Source organism: Salmonella sp. FC25216, assembly GCF_057751355.1.
Genome location: NZ_JBDGON010000003.1, coordinates 339263 through 357747, shown reverse-complemented (window position 1 = coordinate 357747; position 18485 = coordinate 339263). Strand labels below are relative to the sequence as shown.

Genomic DNA, 18485 nt, shown 5'->3' with positions numbered 1-18485 from the left:
GACTGGGGAGGTCAGATGAATAATCATTTTGGGAAAGGGTTAATGGCCGGGTTGAACGCGCCATATGCATATAGCGCGCATAATGCGGTGAATTTCTGTTCTGATTATAAACGTGGCTTTATATTAGGTTTTACGCACCGTATGTTCGAAAAGACCGGCGATCGCCAACTTAGCGCGTGGGAGGCCGGAATTCTGACGCGTCGCTATGGTCTGGATAAAGAAATGGTGATGGATTTCTTTAAAGAGAATCATTCCGGGATGGCAATTCGCTTCTTTATGGCAGGTTATCGACTCGAAGGTTGATCCAACAGGGGTATTATCTTGCTTTAATTAATTACACTATTGCCTCTTCCCTTCGTTTTACTGTTCCGTCGAAGTATTATGGCGCACATAACCATAAAAAAAGTGTGGTAAATGGCGCACCGATCGCAATAACTTCTTCGCGAACAGTGCAAAATAAAAGCCAGGTCTTCGTAACGGAATAACTATAAAATGACTGGAGATAATACTCTCATCACTTCTCACGGCATTAACCGTCGTGATTTCATGAAGCTTTGTGCAGCACTGGCCGCTACTATGGGGCTCAGTAGCAAAGCCGCCGCAGAAATGGCAGAGTCGGTATCCAATCCACAGCGTCCGCCCGTTATCTGGATTGGCGCTCAGGAGTGTACCGGTTGTACCGAATCACTGCTTCGTGCTACACACCCAACCGTCGAAAATCTCGTTCTGGAGACCATCTCTCTGGAATACCACGAGGTACTTTCCGCCGCGTTCGGCCACCAGGTCGAAGAAAACAAACATCACGCTCTGGAAAAGTATAAAGGGCAATATGTTCTGGTGGTGGATGGTTCTATCCCATTAAAAGATAACGGTATCTACTGCATGGTTGCCGGCGAGCCGATTGTGGATCACATCCGCAAAGCCGCCGACGGCGCAGCCGCAATTATCGCAATCGGTTCCTGCTCGGCATGGGGCGGCGTTGCTGCGGCTGGCGTAAACCCAACCGGCGCTGTCAGCCTGCAGGAAGTCTTACCAGGCAAAACGGTTATCAATATTCCTGGTTGCCCGCCAAACCCGCATAACTTCCTGGCGACCGTCGCGCATATCATCACTTACGGCACGCCGCCGAAGCTGGATGCGAAAAATCGTCCAACCTTTGCCTATGGCCGTCTGATTCATGAGCATTGCGAACGTCGTCCGCACTTCGACGCAGGCCGTTTTGCCAAAGAATTTGGCGACGAAGGCCACCGTCAGGGCTGGTGTCTCTACCATCTTGGCTGTAAAGGGCCGGAAACCTGGGGCAACTGTTCTACGTTACAGTTCTGCGACGTCGGCGGCGTCTGGCCAGTGGCGATCGGTCATCCTTGCTATGGCTGTAACGAAGAAGGTATCGGGTTCCATAAGGGCATTCACCAGCTTGCTCATGTCGAAAACCAAACTCCGCGTTCAGAGAAACCTGACGTCAATATGAAAGAAGGCGGCAACATCTCTGCGGGTGCCGTCGGTCTGCTTGGCGGCGTAGTAGGTCTGGTTGCCGGCGTCAGCGTGATGGCGGTACGTGAACTGGGGCGTCAGCAAAAGAAAGATAACGCTGACTCACGGGGAGAATAACCGTGAACAGACGTGACTTTATTAAAGCAGCCTCCGGTGGAGCATTGCTGTTGGGCGCCGCGCCCTCCGTCAGCCATGCGGCTGCAGAAAACCGTCCGCCGATTCCAGGTTCGTTGGGAATGCTGTACGACTCCACTCTGTGCGTGGGCTGTCAGGCCTGCGTCACAAAATGTCAGGATATCAACTTCCCGGCGCGTAACCCGGAGGGGGAGCAGACCTGGTCGAACAACGACAAGCTATCGCCGTATACCAATAACATTATCCAGGTATGGCGCAGCGGCACGGGCGTGAACAAAGATCAGGAAGAGAACGGCTACGCCTACATCAAGAAACAGTGTATGCACTGCGTCGATCCTAACTGCGTTTCCGTTTGTCCGGTGTCGGCGCTGAAAAAAGATCCGAAAACCGGCATCGTCCACTATGACAAAGATGTCTGCACCGGCTGCCGTTACTGTATGGTCGCCTGTCCGTACAACGTACCTAAGTACGACTACAACAACCCGTTTGGCGCGCTTCACAAGTGTGAGTTGTGTAACCAGAAAGGCGTTGAGCGTCTGGATAAAGGCGGTCTGCCGGGGTGTGTGGAAGTTTGTCCGGCAGGGGCCGTCATTTTCGGTACTCGTGAAGAGCTGATGGCAGAAGCGAAAAAACGTCTGGCTCTCAAACCAGGCAGTGAATATCACTATCCGCGCCAGACGTTGAAAACGGACGACACCTATCTGCATACAGTGCCTAAATACTACCCGCATCTCTATGGTGAAAAAGAGGGCGGCGGTACACAGGTGCTGGTGCTGACAGGCGTTCCTTATGAAGATCTGGATCTGCCGAAGCTGGATGACCTTGCAACCGGCGCGCGCTCCGAGCATGTTCAACACACGCTTTATAAAGGCATGATACTACCCCTGGCTGCGCTGGCGGGCTTAACCGTGCTGGTTCGTCGTAATAGCAAAAACGACCATCACGATGGAGGAGACGATCATGAGTCATGATCCAAAACCGCTGGGCGGGAAAATCATCAGTAAGCCGGTCATTATCTTTGGGCCGTTAATCGTCCTGTGTATGCTTCTTATCGTGAAGCGTCTGGTCTTCGGGTTGGGTTCCGTTTCCGACCTGAACGGTGGTTTCCCGTGGGGCGTCTGGATTGCCTTTGACCTGTTGATCGGCACCGGCTTTGCCTGCGGCGGTTGGGCGTTGGCATGGGCGGTGTATGTCTTTAACCGTGGGCAATACCATCCGTTGGTGCGCCCGGCGTTGCTGGCAAGCCTGTTTGGCTACTCGCTGGGTGGCCTGTCGATCACTATCGACGTTGGTCGTTACTGGAACCTGCCGTATTTCTACATTCCGGGTCACTTCAACGTGAACTCGGTACTGTTTGAGACGGCGGTCTGTATGACTATCTACATCGGTGTGATGGCGCTGGAGTTTGCGCCTGCCCTGTTTGAACGTCTGGGCTGGAAAGTGTCGCTCAAGCGTCTGAACAAGGTGATGTTCTTTATTATCGCACTGGGCGCTCTGCTGCCGACGATGCACCAGTCCTCAATGGGGTCATTGATGATCTCGGCGGGTTATAAAGTGCATCCGCTATGGCAAAGCTATGAAATGCTGCCGCTGTTCTCGGTTCTGACCGCGTTTATCATGGGCTTCTCCATTGTCATATTTGAGGGTTCGTTGGTTCAGGCAGGTCTGAAAGGAAACGGTCCTGACGAGAAAAATTTGTTTATTAAGCTGACAAATACCATCAGCGTGCTGTTGGCGATTTTCGTCGTCCTGCGCTTTGGCGAACTGATTTATCGCGATAAACTGTCCTATGCGTTTGCCGGCGATTTTTACTCCGCCATGTTCTGGATTGAAGTCGTCCTGATGGTCTTCCCGTTAGTGGTGCTGCGTGTGGCGAAACTGCGTAATGACTCTCGTATGCTGTACCTGTCGGCGCTGAGCGCGCTGTTGGGCTGCGCGACGTGGCGTCTGACCTATTCGCTGGTGGCATTCAACCCGGGCGGCGGCTACCACTACTTCCCGACCTGGGAAGAACTGTTGATTTCTATTGGTTTTGTGGCTATTGAGATTTGTGCATACATCGTACTCATTCGTCTACTGCCGATACTTCCTCCTTTAAAACAAAACGATCATAATCGTCATGAGGCGAGCAAAGCATGAGCCAGAGAATTACTATTGATCCGGTAACCCGTATTGAGGGGCATTTACGCATTGACTGCGAAATTGAGAACGGCGTCGTATCCAAAGCATGGGCGTCCGGCACCATGTGGCGCGGTATGGAAGAGATCGTGAAGAACCGCGATCCGCGCGATGCGTGGATGATTGTGCAGCGTATTTGCGGCGTTTGTACGACAACCCACGCAATTTCCTCCGTTCGTGCGGCGGAAAGCGCGCTGAATATCGATGTTCCCGTCAACGCGCAGTATATCCGTAATATTATTCTGGCGGCGCATACCACCCATGACCACATTGTCCATTTCTACCAGCTCTCTGCGCTGGACTGGGTGGACATTACCTCTGCGCTGAAAGCCGATCCGGCAAAAGCTTCCGCGATGCTGGATGGCGTGTCGAGCTGGCACCTGAACAGCGCGCAAGAGTTCACGAAAGTTCAGAACAAGATCAAGGATCTTGTCGCCAGCGGTCAGTTGGGTATTTTCGCCAATGGCTACTGGGGACACCCGGCAATGCAGTTACCGCCGGAGGTCAACCTGATTGCGGTCGCCCACTATCTACAGGCGCTGGAATGTCAGCGTGACGCTAACCGCGTGGTGGCGTTGCTGGGCGGTAAATCGCCGCATATCCAGAACCTGGCAGTCGGTGGGGTGGCGAACCCGATCAATCTCGACAGCATCGCTACGCTGAACCTTGAACGCCTGATGTATATCAAATCGTTTATCGATAAGCTGAGCGATTTTGTCGAGCAGGTGTATAAAGTGGATACCGCGGTCATCGCGGCCTACTATCCGGAATGGCTGGAGCGCGGCAAAGGTGCGGTGAACTACCTGAGCGCGCCGGAATTTCCGACCGACGGTAAAAACGGCAGTTTCCTGTTCCCGGGCGGTTACATTACCAATGCCGATCTGTCGACATACCGTCCGATCACCTCTCACTCCGATGAGTTCCTGATTAAAGGTATTCAGGAGAGCGCGAAGCACGCCTGGTATAAAGATGAAGCGCCGCAGGCGCCGTGGGAAGGCACCACCATTCCGGCTTACGACGGTTGGTCGGATGACGGTAAATACTCATGGGTCAAGTCGCCGACATTCTACGGCAAAACCGTAGAAGTCGGGCCGCTGGCGAACATGCTGTGTAAACTGGCCGCCGGTCGTGAATCCACGCAGACTAAGCTCAATGAAATCATTGCGCTTTATCAGAAGCTGACCGGCAAAACGCTGGAAATGGCGCAACTTCACTCTACGCTGGGTCGTATCATCGGGCGTACCGTTCACTGTTGTGAACTGCAAAACGTCTTGCAGGATCAATACAATGCGCTGATTGTGAATATCGGCAAAGGCGATTACACCACTTTTGTGAAGCCGAACATTCCGGCGACAGGCGAGTTCAAAGGCGTGGGTTTCCTGGAGGCGCCGCGCGGTATGCTGTCTCACTGGATGGTGATTAAAGACGGCATTATCAGTAACTATCAGGCGGTGGTGCCATCGACCTGGAACTCAGGTCCGCGTAACTTCAACGATGACGTGGGGCCGTACGAACAGTCGCTGGTCGGCACGCCGATCGCCGATCCGGCTAAGCCGCTGGAAGTGGTACGTACGATTCACTCCTTCGACCCTTGCATGGCGTGCGCGGTGCACGTGGTGGACGTCGATGGCAATGAAGTCGTCTCGGTGAAGGTTTTGTAATGCGGATATTAGTCTTAGGGGTCGGCAATATTTTGCTGACCGATGAAGCCATCGGGGTGCGTATTGTTGAAACGTTAGAGCAACGATACACCCTGCCGGATTTCGTTGAGATTCTGGATGGCGGTACGGCGGGAATGGAACTTCTTGGCGATATGGCGAGTCGGGATCATTTGATCATTGCCGACGCCATCGTGTCGAAAAAGAACGCGCCGGGAACCATTATGGTACTGCGCGACGATGAAGTTCCGGCGCTGTTCACCAACAAAATTTCCCCCCATCAGCTTGGACTGGCCGACGTATTGTCGGCCCTCCGCTTTACCGGCGAGTTTCCGAAGAAACTGACCCTGGTCGGCGTTATTCCACAGTCGCTGGAACCGCACATCGGCTTAACGCCAACCGTAGAAGCGATGATTGAACCTGCGCTTGAGCAGGTTCTTGCCGCGCTGCGTGAATCCGGCGTGGAAGCAATTCCTAAGGAGACGGCGCATGTCTGAAGCGTTTTCGGGATTCGACACGGCGCCCGTCGCCCGGGTTCAGGCGGCGTTTGAAGAGATAGCCCATCGTTCGATGCACGATCTTTCGTTTCTGCATCCGAATATGCCGGTGCATGTCTCTGATTTTACGTTGTTTGAAGGGCAATGGACGGGCGTGGTAATTACGCCGTGGATGTTGAGCGCGTTAATCTTCCCTGGCCCGGACCAGATCTGGCCGGTGCGTACCATCGGTGAAAAACTCGGTCTGCAACTGCCTTATGGCACGATGACCTTTACCGTTGGCGAACTGGAAGGCATTTCGCAATATCTCGCCTGCTCGTTGATGTCGCCGCTTTCCCGTAGTCTGTCGCCGGAAGAGGGCGTCCGGCTGGCGGATGACTGCGCGCGAATGCTGTTATCCCTACCGGTAAGCAATCCTGATGCGCCGCAGACAAGCCGACGTGCGTTGCTGTTTGGCCGTCGGAGCTGTGAGAATGCATGAGCTGTCCCTTTGCCAAAGCGCCGTTGAAATTATCCAACAGCAGGCAGAACAGCACGGTGTGGCGCGCGTTACCGGCGTATGGCTGGAGATAGGCGCGCTTTCGTGCGTTGAAGAGCGCGCGGTTCGTTTCAGCTTTGACATCGCCTGCCAGGGGACTTTAGCGCAAGGGTGCGAATTGCACATCGACTACAGACCGGCCCAGGCCTGGTGCTGGGATTGCAGTCAGGTGGTGGAAATTCTCAGGCATGACGCGCAATGTCCGCATTGCCATGGCGATCGCCTGCGGGTGGATACCGGTGATTCGTTGAAAGTAAAAAGTATTGAGGTCGAATAACCCGCATTTTATTTCAGGTGGTTAATTATGTGTATTGGCGTCCCCGGTCAGGTGCTGGCCGTCGGTGATGATATTCACCAGCTTGCGCAGGTGGAAGTGTGTGGCATCAAACGTGATGTTAATATTGCTCTGATTTGTGAAGGTAAGCCAGCCGAGCTGGTAGGGCAATGGGTATTGGTACACGTTGGTTTTGCGATGAGCATCATTGACGAAGACGAAGCGAAAGCCACGTTAGATGCGCTGCGCCGCATGGAGTATGACATCACCAGCGCGTGATCCCTTAATCACCTCTATTATATCGCTCTATAATCGTTGTATAATTATTTATATATCGATTGTGGGGCGAAACCTATGAATAAATCTTTGCGCCAGCTCTCTCTGCTGGCGTTGCTTTTTTGCTGGCCGTTAATGTCACAGGCGGCGCGTACTTTTACCGATCAAATTGGCCGCCAGGTCACGGTTCCGGATACCGTGGACAGAGTGGTGGTGCTCCAGCATCAAACGCTCAATCTCCTTGTACAAATGAATGCCACTGACAAAATCGTTGGGGTCATGGCGAACTGGAAACAGCAATTAGGCGACGGCTATGCGCGTCTGGCGCCGGAACTGGCGCAAAAAGCCTCGCTGGGCGATCTAACGCACGTTGATCCTGAAAAACTGGTGGCGCTGCACCCGCAGGTGGTGTTTGTCACGAATTACGCTCCGCAGGAGATGATCGACAAGATCAGCCGTCTTGGTATTCCGGTGGTGGCGATTTCGCTGCGCCATGATGTTGCTGGCGAGCAGGCTAAAATGAACCCGACCATAGCGGATGAGGAGCAGGCTTACGATCGCGGACTGCGTGAAGGAATCGCGCTGATTGGCGATATCGTCAATAAACCGCAGGAGGCGAAAGCGCTGATTGAGGCGATGGAGAAAGGTCGCAAGATGGTCAGTGACCGTTTGCAGTCGGTTCCTGAAAATAAGCGGGTTCGCGCCTATATGGCGAATCCGGAACTGACCACTTACGGTTCCGGTAAATATACCGGTCTGATGATGGCCCATGCGGGGGCGCTCAATGTGGCGGCATCCACCGTGAAGGGGTTTAAGCAGATAACACTGGAGCAGGTGATCGCCTGGGATCCGCAGGTGATCTTTGTCCAGAATCGCTATCCAAAGGTCGTCAATGAGATCCTGCAAAGTCCCCAGTGGCAGGTCATTGACGCGGTGAAGTATCATCGGGTTTACCTGATGCCGGATTATGCCAAAGCCTGGGGATATCCGATGCCGGAGGCGGTGGGAATCGGCGAACTGTGGATGGCGAAAAAGCTCTATCCGGAAAAATTCCACGATATTGACATGCAAAAGGCTGCTAACGACTGGTATCAACGTTTTTACCGTACTGACTATCAGGGCGTCCAGTGATGCGAATACTGGCAGCGGGGAGTTTGCGTGCCGTCTGGCCGCAGCTAATGGCAGCGTTTCAGGCGGATGCGGTATGTGATTTCGGTCCGGCGGGGCTGTTACGTGAACGTATCGAAGCGGGCGAAGCGTGCGACTTTTTTGCTTCGGCGAACCTGGCGCATCCGCAGGCGCTGCTGGAGACCGGGCGGGCGCTGCGGATCGCGCGTTTTACGACGAACCGTTTGTGTCTGAGCGTGCGGGCGCAGGCGATGCGTGAAGGCGAGGACTGGCTGTCGCTATTAACCCGGCGGGATCTGCGGATCGGTACATCAACAGCAGGTTGCGATCCTTCCGGCGATTATACGCAGCAGCTTTTTTCGCGTATGGGCAACGAGGGCGAAGTGGTCCGAAAACGCGCGGTAGCGTTGGTTGGCGGCAGGCAGACTTTGCCGTTACCGGCGGGCCGGCTGGCGGCGGAATGGCTCATCAATCATGATTACACCGATATCTTTATCGGCTATGCCAGCTATGCTCCCCGTCTGCGGCGGGTTAATTCGCTGCGAGTGGTTGATATCCCGGAACCTTATAATCCCGTGGCTGAATATGGCTTTGCCTGCCTGAGCGAGCAGGGAAAAACGCTTGCCGACTTTTTGCTGTCGCCACGAGCGAGGTTAATTCTCATGCAACATGGGTTTAGTTAAACGCCGAATATCACAAACGCGCAGGGTTGATAAGCGAAGGCTATCAGGCAATACAATGCCGGATGGCGACATTAAAATCTGATCCGGCATCATGGCTTAGCTCTGACGTTTGTCTTCGGTATTGGTATCAAAGTCGCTGGCGTCATGGCGTTCGTGAAGCTGTTCGTTCAACGGTCCGTTGGTCCGGTTGACGATGCGCCCCCGCTTTACCGCCGGACGTTCGGCTACTTGTTTCGCCCAGCGTTGCACGTTTTGATAACTGCCGGCATCCAGAAACTCCGCTGCATCATAGACATTCCCCAGCACCACGTTGCCAAACCACGGCCAGATTGCCATATCGGCAATGGTGTACTCCTCTCCCGCGACATACGGGTTGTGAGCTAACTGCTTATCCAGCACGTCCAGCAGACGCTTGGCTTCCATGGTGAAGCGATTAATGGCGTACTCAATTTTTACCGGCGCATAATGATAGAAATGACCGAAACCGCCGCCGAGAAACGGCGCCGCGCCCTGTAGCCAGAACAACCAGTTAAGGGTTTCTGTGCGCTTAGCCAGATCCTGCGGCAGGAAATGGCCAAACTTATCCGCCAGATAAACAAGAATCGCGCCCGACTCAAAAACCCGAATTGGCGGGTTGTGTGAGTTATCGCGCAGCGCTGGGATTTTTGAGTTCGGATTGATGTCAACAAAGCCGCTGGAGAACTGATCGCCCTCACCGATGCGAATCAACCAGGCGTCATATTCGGTGCCGCTTACACCCTGTGCCAGGAGTTCTTCCAGCATAATGGTCACTTTCTGGCCGTTAGGCGTTCCCAGCGAGTAGAGCTGTAACGGATGTTTGCCGACGGGCAGCGTTTTGTCGTGCGTCGGGCCGGAAACCGGGCGATTAATGTTAGCGAACGCGCCGCCGCCGGATTTATCCCACGTCCAGACTTTTGCGGGTTGATAAGTATTATCTGCCATATTGACCTGCCTTCAGAGTGGTGGTGTTGAAGCAGTGTAGCAGTTTGCTAACCGGACATTTAACCGATTGGGACATTCCGGCGAGTGAAATTTTAACCTTCTGGCCTCAGTGTGCCTTATTGAGGTGTATGATTATGTCGACCTCTGTCCGGTTAGTGTCACAGAGCAGACAATCAGAGCGAAATCACGCCAGGCTGCTCAGGCGGTATTGTTTTGAGGTAAGGTGCATGAGCAAAGGAACCACCAGTCAGGATGCCCCCTTCGGGACATTATTGGGCTATGCCCCCGGCGGCGTAGCGATCTACTCTTCAGATTACAGTTCCCTCGATCCGCGGGACGACGACGACGCAGCTTTTCGTAGCTACATCGACGATGAATACATGGGGCATAAATGGCAGTGCGTGGAATTTGCCCGCCGTTTTCTCTTTCTGAATTATGGCGTTGTTTTTACTGACGTTGGCATGGCCTGGGAAATCTTCTCGCTGCGTTTTCTGCGCGAGGTCGTGAATGACAATATTTTGCCATTGCAGGCCTTCCCGAACGGTTCGCCGCGCGCGCCGGAGGCCGGGGCGCTGCTCATCTGGCAAAAGGGCGGCGAGTTTAACGAAACCGGTCACGTCGCGATTATCACCCAACTCCTGGATAACAAAATTCGTATTGCTGAGCAAAACGTTGTCCACACGCCATTGCCGCCAGGGCAGCAATGGACTCGCGAACTGGAAATGGTAGTAGAAAACGGGTGTTACACCCTGCGCGACACTTTTGATGACACGACGATTTTAGGCTGGATGATCCAGACCGACGACACGCAATACAGTTTGTCACAGCCTGACATCGCTAATCAGTCGCTGGCGATTCGCGGCGCAAGGCTGCCAGAGAAAGGTCAGTTTGACGGTCAGTGGCTGGATGAGCGCGATCCGTTACAAAAAGCCTATGTACAGGCGAACGGACACGTTATCAATCAGGACCCGTACCAGTATTTTACGATCACCGAGAGCGCCGAACAGGAGCTTATCAAAGCGACCAATGAGTTGCATTTGATGTACCTGCACGCCACAGACAAAGTCTTAAAAGACGATAATCTGCTGGCGCTATTCGATATCCCTAAAATTCTTTGGCCGCGCCTGCGTCTCTCCTGGCAGCGCCGTCGTCATCATATGATCACCGGTCGTATGGATTTCTGCATGGATGAACGTGGGCTGAAAGTCTATGAATACAATGCCGATTCCGCATCATGCCATACCGAAGCGGGATTAATTCTCGAAAAATGGGCTGAGCAGGGCTATACCGGTAAGGGGCATAACCCGGCGGAGGGCTTAATTAATGAGCTGGCAGGTGCCTGGAAACACAGTAAAGCGCGTCCTTTTGTCCATATCATGCAGGATGATGATATCGAGGAGGACTATCACGCGCAGTTTATGCAGCAGGCGCTGTATCAGGCCGGTTTCGCGAGCAAAATTCTCCGCGGGCTGGGCGAGTTGCGTTGGGATGAAGCCGGGCAGTTGATCGATGGCGACGGACGGCTGGTTAATTGTGTCTGGAAAACCTGGGCGTGGGAAACGGCGATGGAGCAGATACGCGAAGTCAGCGAGACGGAGTACGCCGCAGTGCCTATTCGTACCGGGCACCCGGAAAATGAAGTCCGGCTGATTGATGTATTACTGCGCCCGGAAGTGTTGGTGTTTGAACCGCTGTGGACGGTTATCCCGGGTAACAAAGCGATCCTGCCTATCCTGTGGTCGCTCTTCCCGCATCATCGCTATCTGCTCGACACGGATTTTACCGTTAACGATGAGCTGGTGCAGACCGGCTATGCGGTAAAACCGATTGCCGGACGTTGCGGTAGTAATATTGATCTGGTGAGCCATCAGGAAGAACTCCTGGATAAAACCAGCGGCAAGTTCGCCACGCAGAAAAATATCTATCAGCAGTTGTGGTGCCTGCCGAAGGTCGCCGGGAAGTATATTCAGGTCTGTACGTTTACCGTGGGCGGTAACTACGGCGGTACGTGCCTGCGCGGCGATGATTCATTAGTCATTAAAAAAGAGAGCGATATTGAACCGTTAATCGTCATCAAAGCGTAACGGGGTCATTCTCGTCGGGATATCGGCGTTGGTGCCGATATCCCGCCTGCTGTGTTTACCAACGAACGGCTATCAGCTCGTCATTTACTGGTAACATATGAGAAATAATAACACAAATTATTCTTAACTTTTCTGGCGCAGGCGGCGACGCTAGCCGCGTTGGCGCATACGTTTCCTGATTTTCGTCTAATCGGTATTTTTTGCGGCCGATTACGCCGCCCCCATCCCTTTGGATTTAGGTCATGCCTGTTTAGCTGATAAACGGACAACACAATATATTGACGAGTTCAAATGACATTATTAGTCATATAAAAAGTTTACGTTAGGTTATTTTTCTATTCCAAAAATTTGTGTTTAAACCCTATCTGTAATTCTTAGATAAACCTGTAAATAAACAGAAATAAATGCTGTTAATTATTATTTATGCCTCCTTTTTTGCCTTGTAAGCGATATTTTTGTGTAAAGTAAAGCTACTTGTAGTATCGCTGTTAATGGCATTGTTGAATAATTTACTCTGTAATTATTTAAGTTTAGTGGACGTTTTGTCTTATTCTATAGAACGGACGATTATGGCAGATGACATCCGATTTTTCATTATGTTAGCATGAGTTGATAATACTTTATCCAGGCATAGATCAGGATGTCCACATATAATAAGGAGAATGGTATATGTTTAAAAAAGTATTAGGCTTGCGCCACTGGAATAATAATGTTGTAAAAATACCGCCGCCAGCAGAATCTGGCGCTAATGCGTCTGACGTGGTGATGGATACTCCTGAGCCTTATGAGCGGATACTGTGCCAAAAAATTCTGATGGGGATCTCGACGATCGATATCATTCGTAATGCCATCATCAAGTCCTGTGAGCAGCTAAACATTGAAAAAGAACGCATTAATGAACTTAACGAACAGAATGATAAAGCCAGAAGTTCATTAAAATCGCTCGTGGAATTCATCACTGAAATTGGCACGACTTCATCGGATATTGGCTGTCGTATGGGCGACTTAAATACCTCCTTAACGCAAATTAATGCGTGTATTAAAGAGATACAGAAGATCGCTAACCAGACCAACCTGATAGCGATTAACTCCGCGATCGAGGCCGCGCGTGTAGGGGATGCCGGGCGTGGTTTTAGCGTTATTTCGAAAGAAGTGAAAAACCTGTCCGAAGATGTTAAACATAGTTCGAAAAGCGTTAGTACGCTAACCTCTGTAATCAAAGATAATACGGCCAGAGTGAGTGAGGTGCTGGATAACCAACAACCAGTTATTGATAATATTACGACTAATATAAATCAAATTGTGGAGTCTATTGGCATCGTCATTGATAAATCGCTGAGCATGAAATCGGTCATGCAGTATATCTCTACGGTGCAGTTTTTGAATATTGTTAAAGTTGACCATGTTATCTGGAAAATGGAAGTCTACAAGTTACTCTTAAATAAAGACATAAACAGTAAAATAACGATGCACGATCAGTGCCGGCTGGGGAAATGGTACTACGGTTTTGAAGGACAGCAGTTTAGCAACTACTACAGTTTCCGTAGTCTGGAAGCGCCACATAAAGAGGTGCATACCGCTGGTCACTCTGCGCTGAACTATTTTACCGCAGGCGATATGAATGCGATGTCGCAAGAACTCGACAGAATGGAGCGTTCCAGTAATGAAGTTGTTAACCAACTGGAAATGCTGGCTGTCGATTTATTAAAAGAAACCACACCGTGAAGCCATGAGTTATTGCCGTATAGCTAACAGGAGCCATCATCGACAGGACTGAGGTATCACACTTTCTGCACTCGAGTTATTCCGAACAGAGAAAAGAAGCATGACGCAGAAGATGGCTGTGTTTGTTCACCCGAATCACTTACCTTAGTAAGTGATTCGGGATTAATCAGCGACATCTTTGCTTTTTATCGGAGGCCAGATGGCTGGAAAAATTCGTTACTGATAAATTTCTCACTTTCTTACCGCCTTCCTGCCCCTCGAAATACCTGAAACCTGTGCTCACAGATTAATAGCGATTATTTAATCGTGAAATAACGCTGGGCATTATTGAAGCAGATATCCTGCACCATACGGCTTAGCATCGCTTCATCATCAGGAATCTCTCCGTCCTGCGCCCACTGTCCCAGCAGGTTACAGAGAATACGACGGAAATATTCATGTCGCGTATAAGAAAGGAAACTGCGGGAGTCGGTCAGCATCCCGACAAACTGACTTAACAGTCCCATCTGCGACAGTTGCTCCAGTTGGCGCAGCATCCCGTCTTTCTGATCGTTAAACCACCAGCCGGAACCAAACTGCACTTTTCCGGCAATTCCCGGCCCCTGGAAGTTACCGATCATGGTCGCCAGGACTTCATTATCACGTGGGTTCAGGCAATAGAGGATAGTCTTGGGCAGTTCATTGGTCACATCCATACTGTCGAGCAAACGGGAGAGCGCCCAGCTAATGTTATTATCGCCAATGGAGTCAAAGCCGGTATCCGGCCCCAGCAGGCGGAACATACGGGTATTATTGTTACGGATCGCGCCAATATGTAGCTGCATTACCCAGCCGCGCGCGGCGTACTGACGGCCCAGCCAGACCAGCACCGCCGTGGTAAACTGGGCGATCTCAAGTTCGCTCAGCGTTTCGCCAGCCAGACGTTTGCCAAGAATGGCGTCAAGCTGCGCGTCGTCGGGCACCGGCGCAAATCGCAGCGTTTCAATGCCATGATCGGACGCGCGGCAGCCGCAGGCGGCGAAATGGTCGAGACGGCGAGTGAGCGCCTGACGTAAATCGTCGAAACGGGTAATGCTGACATCTGCCGCCGCTTCCAGTTTCCCCAGGTAATCGACAAAGCCGTCCAGTTCGATTTTGAAAGCTTTGTCGGGGCGCCAGCTTGGCGCGACTTCAATATCAATGCTATCGTCGGCGGCTATCTGGCGGTGATATACCAGAGAATCTATCGGGTCGTCGGTGGTTCCGACCATCCGCACATTCATCTGCTGCATAATACCGCGCGCGGAAAAGGCCGGCGTCGCCAGTTTCTCATTACACTGCGTCCAGATACTTTCCGCGGTATCCGGTCCGAACAGCGTGCCTGTAATGCCAAATGGACGGCGTAGCTCAAGGTGCGTCCAGTGATACAGCGGATTACCCAGCGTTTTCGGTACGGTATTGGCCCAGGCCATATATTTTTCATAATCGCTGGTCTCTTTGCCGGTGATCAGCGACTCATCCACGCCTGCGCTTCGTAGCGCTCGCCATTTATAGTGGTCGCCTTCCAGCCAGATCTGACCGAGGTTATCGAAACGGCGATCGTCGGCGATTTCCTGCGGGCTTAAATGGCAGTGGAAGTCATAAATCGGCATGGGCGCGGCGTATTTATGGTACAGCGTGCGGGCAATGTCGTTTTTAAGTAGAAAATCTTCAGTCATAAACGTAGCCATGATTTATCTCCTTACTCTCCCAGCGCTTCTACTGTGGCCTTCGCGCCGTTCTGCAATAGCTGTTGGTAAGCGTTGGTAACGGCTTGCACAAATTCGCGATTCTTCGGCAGGTCGTTGCCAAAGATAGACTCGATGGCTAGTAGCCCGCGTACGCGTTCTTCCGGCGTCTGATATTGCTGATGAATCGCCTGATACTGCGCGAGCAGCGGATCGACGACATCAATGGTTTTACCTTGTTCATCCACACCGCCGACGTAACGCATCCATCCGGCGACGCCTAGCGTCAGGCGGCGATAGTCATCGCCTTGTTGCAAGTGCAGACGTACCGGGTCCAACAGACGCTGCGGCAGTTTCTGACTGCCATCCATCGCGATCTGCCAGGTGCGGTGTTTCAACGAGGGGTTAGTGAAACGCGCAATCAACAAATTCGCATATCCTTCCAGATCGGTGCCTTCCGGCATCGACAACGTCGGTGCTTGTTCATCAAGCATCAGCGCGAGCGCCGCGCGACGGTAAGCCGGGTTGGTCATGGTATCGGCGATAGTGTCATACCCGCCGAGATAACCCAGATAAGCGAGGAAAGAGTGACTGCCGTTAAGCATACGTAGCTTCATCATTTCAAACGGTACGACGTCTGCAACGAATTGCGCGCCGACGGTGTCCCAATCCGGGCGGCCATTCACAAAATTATCTTCGATGACCCACTGGCGGAAGGGTTCGCAGGCGATAGCGCAGGGATCATAAACGCCCAACTGGTCGGCAACCAGTTGTAGCGTCTCTTCGGTCGCCGCCGGAACAATGCGGTCAACCATGGTGCAGGGGAAGGTCACATTGTCGGCAATCCATGCGGCGAGGGCGGCATCACGAGCTTTCGCCAGACCGAGGACGGCAGCCTTCGCGACGTGACCATTCTCGCGCACGTTATCGCACGACAGCACGGTAAAGGCTTTCAGTCCTTTCTCCCGGCGCATGTTTAGCGCTTCGACAATATAGCCAATGGCGGATTTAGGCTGCTGTGGATGGGCAAGATCGTTTTGGATCAGCGGGTTATTGACATCAAGCTCGCCGCTGGCGGGGTCGGTGCAGTAGCCTTTTTCGGTCACGGTTAAGGAGACGATCGCGGTTTCCGGGCGCGCCATTGCCGCCAGAATCCCTGCATGGCCGTCGAATTCAGGGTGCAGCGCTTCTTTCATTGAACCGATAATTTTCAGTTCGGTGCTTTCTGCGCCGCGTTCTGCAACGGTGTACAGCAGATTTTGCGCTTTCAGGTTCGCGATCAGCCGCGCGTCGTTACCCGGCATCAGGTTTACTTCACAAATGCCCCAGTCGCTGTCGCTCTTTTCCAGTAGATGATGGGTAAAGAGCGCCTGGTGCGCGCGGTGAAACGCGCCGCAGCCCAGATGCACAATACGGGATACCAGACGTGATTTGTCCCAGTTTGGGCGGGCGACGGAAACCTGGGCGGTGGCGATATTCTGTTCCATTGCAAACTCCTGTCATTCGACGTCTTCGCCCACGATCTCCGGGGCGAGGCATGTTGCTATTGCATTGAGTAGGGGAAATCGCATGACGCGTCGCGCCATGCGAGAGAAGGTTACTTGCTAAAGAAAGCGCGCTGGATAGCCAGTTCGACACCGCGAACTTCCGCAAGCCCTTTCAGACGGCCAATGGCGGAATAACCCGGATTCGTTTTCTTCTTCAGATCGTCCAGCATTTGATGACCGTGGTCCGGGCGCATCGGGATCAGATCATCGCTACCTTCGGCTTTACGACGGTGCTCTTCTTCTACAATCGCTTTAACGACTTCATACATATCCACATCGCCGTGTAAATGGGCGGCCTCGTGGAAGGTCTTCGGATTCTCTTCGCGCAGCGTAGAGCGCAGATGCGTAAAGTAGATGCGCGGACCAAATTGTTTGATCATATCAACCAGATCGTTGTCGGCGCGCACGCCGTAAGATCCTGTACACATGGTGAAACCGTTCGCCATGCTATTGACGGTGTCTACCATCCATTGCATGTCTTCAATGGTAGAGACAATGCGCGGCAGGCCGAGAATAGGGCGCGGCGGATCGTCAGGGTGAACGGCCATACGCACGCCAACCTCGTCGGCAACCGGAATAATGGCTTTCAGGAAATAGGCGAAATGTTCACGCAGTTTTGCTTTATCGATATCTTTATACGTCGCCAGGTGTTGACGGAACTGATCCAGCGTATAGCCTTCTTCCGCGCCAGGTAAACCGGCAATAATGTTGCGGGTCAGACGCGCTTTGTCTTCCTCGCTCATGGTGGCGAAACGCTGATCTGCCTGAGCAATCTCTTCTGCCGTATAGTCGGCTTCTGCTCCCGGACGCTTCAGGATATGCAGTTCGAACGCGGCGAATTCAATCTGGTCAAAACGCAACGCTTTTGAACCATCCGGCAATACATATTCCAGATCCGTACGTGTCCAGTCCAGCACTGGCATAAAGTTATAGCAAACCGTGTAGATACCGCATTGCGCCAGGTTACGCAGCGTTTGCTGGTAGTTTTTGATCCATAAATCGTACTGACCGGTGTGGGTTTTGATGTCTTCGTGGATAGGTACGCTTTCTACCACAGACCACTCCAGACCCGCCTCTTCAACGATAGCTTTACGTTTCTGGATTTCGTCTACCGACCAAATTTCGCCGTTCGGGATATGGTGTAACGCCGTCACCACGCCGGTTGCGCCAGCCTGGCGTACATCTGACAGCGTTACCGGGTCGTTAGGTCCGTACCAGCGCCAGGTTTGTTTCATATCTCGTTTCCTCTTCTTGCGATAACGTCTTCGTGGTTGACCCATTGCCAGCCAACACCGAAATGTGCTTTGTAAAACCCGTTCTGGCCCCTAAATTCAACCAAAATTTTTCTCATGTCAACCTTATTATTTAAATTGGCTAACCAAATCACAAATATCATCATTTATGGTCTGCCAATTTTATTTATTTGATCTGTGTCAATTTTTGCCGGGTAAAAAGCATTCACCATTCAACTTGAAATGAGTTGATGTATTTATTTCAGAAATATTAATGGCGAGTGTTGCCGCCAGATTTTGACCGGTCCGGATGAGAAAATATTGATTGGTCAACCAATTTGTGTGATTTCAGTTTTCCCGCTACAGG

At 52.1% G+C, this 18485-nt stretch carries 17 protein-coding genes; 13 read left to right on the top strand and 4 right to left on the bottom strand.

The genetic code is table 11. The features are described from left to right. The first annotated feature begins 15 nt into the window (after positions 1 to 15). From AC3G3F_RS07945 to AC3G3F_RS07895, 11 genes are all read left to right on the top strand, one after another. On the top strand, positions 16 to 303 hold the full coding sequence (locus tag AC3G3F_RS07945) for a DUF2623 family protein (RefSeq protein ID WP_053508201.1): 288 nt from the start codon (positions 16 to 18) through the stop codon (positions 301 to 303). Between the two features lie 189 nt (positions 304 to 492). Continuing rightward, complete coding sequence (hybO, locus tag AC3G3F_RS07940) at positions 493 to 1611, top strand: hydrogenase 2 small subunit (RefSeq protein ID WP_023248548.1); 1119 nt, start codon at positions 493 to 495, stop codon at positions 1609 to 1611. 2 nt (positions 1612 to 1613) lie between these two features. After that, the gene (gene hybA / locus AC3G3F_RS07935) at positions 1614 to 2600 is read left to right on the top strand and encodes a hydrogenase 2 operon protein HybA (protein ID WP_023248547.1); all 987 of its coding nucleotides are present in this window, start codon (positions 1614 to 1616) and stop codon (positions 2598 to 2600) included. Further along, the gene (gene hybB / locus AC3G3F_RS07930; protein WP_023248546.1) at positions 2590 to 3768 is read left to right on the top strand and encodes a Ni/Fe-hydrogenase cytochrome b subunit; all 1179 of its coding nucleotides are present in this window, start codon (positions 2590 to 2592) and stop codon (positions 3766 to 3768) included. Before hybA ends, hybB begins: the two co-directional genes overlap by 11 nt. Further along, positions 3765 to 5468, top strand: coding sequence for a hydrogenase 2 large subunit (gene hybC / locus AC3G3F_RS07925; protein WP_070803590.1), 1704 nt, complete (start codon positions 3765 to 3767; stop codon positions 5466 to 5468). Before hybB ends, hybC begins: the two co-directional genes overlap by 4 nt. Further along, positions 5468 to 5962 (top strand): HyaD/HybD family hydrogenase maturation endopeptidase, encoded by a 495-nt coding sequence (locus tag AC3G3F_RS07920; RefSeq protein WP_070803589.1) that lies wholly within the window; start codon positions 5468 to 5470, stop codon positions 5960 to 5962. The genes hybC and AC3G3F_RS07920 overlap by 1 nt, the downstream gene beginning before the upstream one ends. Next, positions 5955 to 6443 carry a hydrogenase-2 assembly chaperone gene (gene hybE / locus AC3G3F_RS07915; RefSeq protein WP_023248543.1) on the top strand — a complete coding sequence of 163 codons (489 nt, stop codon included), beginning with the start codon at positions 5955 to 5957 and terminating at the stop codon, positions 6441 to 6443. The genes AC3G3F_RS07920 and hybE overlap by 8 nt, the downstream gene beginning before the upstream one ends. Beyond that, positions 6436 to 6777, top strand: a complete 342-nt coding sequence (gene hypA / locus AC3G3F_RS07910; protein ID WP_000544945.1) for a hydrogenase maturation nickel metallochaperone HypA — start codon at positions 6436 to 6438, stop codon at positions 6775 to 6777. The genes hybE and hypA overlap by 8 nt, the downstream gene beginning before the upstream one ends. Positions 6778 to 6804: 27 nt before the next feature. Further along, positions 6805 to 7053, top strand: a complete 249-nt coding sequence (gene hybG / locus AC3G3F_RS07905; protein WP_000334891.1) for a hydrogenase maturation factor HybG — start codon at positions 6805 to 6807, stop codon at positions 7051 to 7053. A 75-nt stretch (positions 7054 to 7128) separates the two neighbouring features. Beyond that, positions 7129 to 8181, top strand: a complete 1053-nt coding sequence (locus tag AC3G3F_RS07900) for an ABC transporter substrate-binding protein (RefSeq protein WP_053528744.1) — start codon at positions 7129 to 7131, stop codon at positions 8179 to 8181. Next, positions 8181 to 8861 (top strand): molybdate ABC transporter substrate-binding protein, encoded by a 681-nt coding sequence (locus AC3G3F_RS07895; protein ID WP_053508195.1) that lies wholly within the window; start codon positions 8181 to 8183, stop codon positions 8859 to 8861. The genes AC3G3F_RS07900 and AC3G3F_RS07895 overlap by 1 nt, the downstream gene beginning before the upstream one ends. Before the next feature lie 96 nt (positions 8862 to 8957). Here AC3G3F_RS07895 and yghU read toward each other — a convergent pair whose 3' ends face one another. Then, positions 8958 to 9824 (bottom strand): glutathione-dependent disulfide-bond oxidoreductase, encoded by an 867-nt coding sequence (gene yghU / locus AC3G3F_RS07890; RefSeq protein WP_063390826.1) that lies wholly within the window; start codon positions 9822 to 9824, stop codon positions 8958 to 8960. Positions 9825 to 10051: 227 nt separating this feature from the next. Here yghU and gss point away from each other — a divergent pair, with 227 nt between their 5' ends. Then, the gene (gene gss, locus AC3G3F_RS07885; protein ID WP_053508190.1) at positions 10052 to 11908 is read left to right on the top strand and encodes a bifunctional glutathionylspermidine amidase/synthase; all 1857 of its coding nucleotides are present in this window, start codon (positions 10052 to 10054) and stop codon (positions 11906 to 11908) included. Between the two features lie 669 nt (positions 11909 to 12577). Beyond that, positions 12578 to 13633 carry a methyl-accepting chemotaxis protein gene (locus tag AC3G3F_RS07880; RefSeq protein WP_023248538.1) on the top strand — a complete coding sequence of 352 codons (1056 nt, stop codon included), beginning with the start codon at positions 12578 to 12580 and terminating at the stop codon, positions 13631 to 13633. 296 nt (positions 13634 to 13929) lie between these two features. Here AC3G3F_RS07880 and uxaC read toward each other — a convergent pair whose 3' ends face one another. The 3 genes from uxaC to uxuA all read right to left on the bottom strand — a co-directional run bounded on the left by uxaC (position 13930) and on the right by uxuA (position 18121). Then, the gene (uxaC, locus tag AC3G3F_RS07875) at positions 13930 to 15342 is read right to left on the bottom strand and encodes a glucuronate isomerase (RefSeq protein WP_023248537.1); all 1413 of its coding nucleotides are present in this window, start codon (positions 15340 to 15342) and stop codon (positions 13930 to 13932) included. Positions 15343 to 15353: 11 nt separating this feature from the next. Next, the gene (locus AC3G3F_RS07870) at positions 15354 to 16826 is read right to left on the bottom strand and encodes a fructuronate reductase (protein ID WP_079817064.1); all 1473 of its coding nucleotides are present in this window, start codon (positions 16824 to 16826) and stop codon (positions 15354 to 15356) included. A gap of 110 nt (positions 16827 to 16936) precedes the next feature. After that, positions 16937 to 18121: a mannonate dehydratase gene (uxuA, locus tag AC3G3F_RS07865; protein WP_023248535.1), complete on the bottom strand. Its 1185-nt coding sequence runs from the start codon at positions 18119 to 18121 to the stop codon at positions 16937 to 16939. Between the last annotated feature and the right edge of the window lie 364 nt (positions 18122 to 18485).

Coding starts and splice junctions, on each gene's coding strand:
- hybB (WP_023248546.1), top strand. CDS start 2,590: ATGAGTCATGATCCAAAACCGCTGGGCGGGAAAATCATCAGTAAGCCG.
- hypA (WP_000544945.1), top strand. CDS start 6,436: ATGCATGAGCTGTCCCTTTGCCAAAGCGCCGTTGAAATTATCCAACAG.
- hybE (WP_023248543.1), top strand. CDS start 5,955: ATGTCTGAAGCGTTTTCGGGATTCGACACGGCGCCCGTCGCCCGGGTT.
- AC3G3F_RS07900 (WP_053528744.1), top strand. CDS start 7,129: ATGAATAAATCTTTGCGCCAGCTCTCTCTGCTGGCGTTGCTTTTTTGC.
- hybG (WP_000334891.1), top strand. CDS start 6,805: ATGTGTATTGGCGTCCCCGGTCAGGTGCTGGCCGTCGGTGATGATATT.
- AC3G3F_RS07870 (WP_079817064.1), bottom strand. CDS start 16,826: ATGGAACAGAATATCGCCACCGCCCAGGTTTCCGTCGCCCGCCCAAAC.
- gss (WP_053508190.1), top strand. CDS start 10,052: ATGAGCAAAGGAACCACCAGTCAGGATGCCCCCTTCGGGACATTATTG.
- yghU (WP_063390826.1), bottom strand. CDS start 9,824: ATGGCAGATAATACTTATCAACCCGCAAAAGTCTGGACGTGGGATAAA.
- uxuA (WP_023248535.1), bottom strand. CDS start 18,121: ATGAAACAAACCTGGCGCTGGTACGGACCTAACGACCCGGTAACGCTG.
- AC3G3F_RS07880 (WP_023248538.1), top strand. CDS start 12,578: ATGTTTAAAAAAGTATTAGGCTTGCGCCACTGGAATAATAATGTTGTA.
- AC3G3F_RS07895 (WP_053508195.1), top strand. CDS start 8,181: ATGCGAATACTGGCAGCGGGGAGTTTGCGTGCCGTCTGGCCGCAGCTA.
- uxaC (WP_023248537.1), bottom strand. CDS start 15,342: ATGGCTACGTTTATGACTGAAGATTTTCTACTTAAAAACGACATTGCC.
- hybC (WP_070803590.1), top strand. CDS start 3,765: ATGAGCCAGAGAATTACTATTGATCCGGTAACCCGTATTGAGGGGCAT.
- AC3G3F_RS07945 (WP_053508201.1), top strand. CDS start 16: ATGAATAATCATTTTGGGAAAGGGTTAATGGCCGGGTTGAACGCGCCA.
- hybO (WP_023248548.1), top strand. CDS start 493: ATGACTGGAGATAATACTCTCATCACTTCTCACGGCATTAACCGTCGT.
- AC3G3F_RS07920 (WP_070803589.1), top strand. CDS start 5,468: ATGCGGATATTAGTCTTAGGGGTCGGCAATATTTTGCTGACCGATGAA.